2 protein-coding genes are annotated in these 1,262 nt (G+C 57.0%); one reads left to right on the top strand and one right to left on the bottom strand.

The features are described 5' to 3' along the window. Positions 1–97 precede the first annotated feature (97 nt). Positions 98–421 carry a single-stranded DNA-binding protein gene (locus QMO14_RS33255; protein WP_301512389.1) on the bottom strand — a complete coding sequence of 108 codons (324 nt, stop codon included), beginning with the start codon at positions 419–421 and terminating at the stop codon, positions 98–100. A 102-nt stretch (positions 422–523) separates the two neighbouring features. On the opposite strand from QMO14_RS33255, the gene QMO14_RS33250 reads away from it, so the two are divergent. Further along, positions 524–886, top strand: a complete 363-nt coding sequence (locus QMO14_RS33250) for a transcriptional regulator (protein ID WP_301512388.1) — start codon at positions 524–526, stop codon at positions 884–886. Positions 887–1,262 lie beyond the last annotated feature (376 nt).

Below are 1,262 nucleotides of genomic sequence, written 5' to 3'. Positions count from 1 at the left end.
ACCGCCGGGAGACGCCCAGGCCTCAACCTCTCACACCAGAAAACGAAAACGGGAGCCGAGGCCCCCGCTTTTTTCGAACCGACACAAGGGTTTCGCGCTAGCCCTTCGGGGGGTACTTCACGTACTCGCACACCAGGTCTATGCCGTACACCTTCTCGCCGTTTTTCTCGTACTGGGTGGGCTGCAGTCGCCCTTCGACGAAAACCTGCGACCCTTTGCGGAGGAATTGCGCATGGTTCTCAGCCATCCTCCCGAAGTCTTTCACACGAAAGTACGAGGTTCGCTCCTGCACGTTCCCGTCCTTGTCAGTCCATGTTCGATTGTTGGCCAGATCCATGAGCACGAAGGGCACGGGACCGGACTGGTTCAGCTCGGGGTCGCGGGTAAGATTGCCGTGAAGTTGAAAGCGATTCAGATCCATGTTTCGATATTTCCGTTGATTTTGGAAATGCGAGACTACTCAATCAGCTGAAACGGTCAAGCAATTTAGCCGCTAAATTTTCTAGCCCAGTAGTCCAACCTCGTGTACATCCACATTTTCTATACGAACGTCCTGCGCCTGCTGGACGAGCGAGGCATGAGCAAACAGGACCTCGCGGAGAAGGCCGGAATCTCTATTTCGTTCCTATCGGACTTGACCAACGGGAAGGCGAACCCTTCGCTGAAGATCATGCAGAACATCGCCGAAGCGCTGGACACGCCGCTTCCGCTCTTGCTCGAAAGCACCGATCTGGACGAAGAAACATTGCTCGAGCTCAGTCCTGGCATAGCCGGCAAAAGTAGCCTTCCACCGGGATTCGAGCGGGTGTCCGCCGTTCTCCCGTCTATACAGGCTTTTCAAGTGAAGCAGTGGGCCCAAGCGGCCCGGAAGACGCTCAAGCGATAGCTTGCGAGGCGTTTCCTCACTCTTCGCCGAATAGACGCGAAGCCTTTCCGAACCTGACAGAACCGCCTCCTTAAACGCCCGTCGCCCTCTGGCTGACGGGCGTTTTGTCGTTCGCGCGCCATTTTCAGCACTTCGTGCATATCGAAAATTGCGAACCCCCCGAAGTTTCGATATATTCGATGCAACGGTGAGTTTGTGTTTCGAAAAGCGGAAATATCGGAGGGCTGCTTGAACGTCGAAGAAGAGGGTGGGGTAGGGAAGCAGCGATTGCGGGCCAAGCTCTCACCGACGCGGGCCGCGCGTTCCTGCGCGACGCGCGCCAATTGCTCGACCAGGCACAGGCGGCAACGCAGAGGGCCAAGCTCGCGGCGCAGGG

It is taken from the genome of Variovorax sp. CAN15, assembly GCF_030462475.1.
Classification (GTDB): Bacteria; Pseudomonadota; Gammaproteobacteria; order Burkholderiales; family Burkholderiaceae_C; genus Variovorax.
Note: the sequence above shows the minus strand (reverse complement) of the source record. Positions and strands in the feature narration are given on the sequence as shown.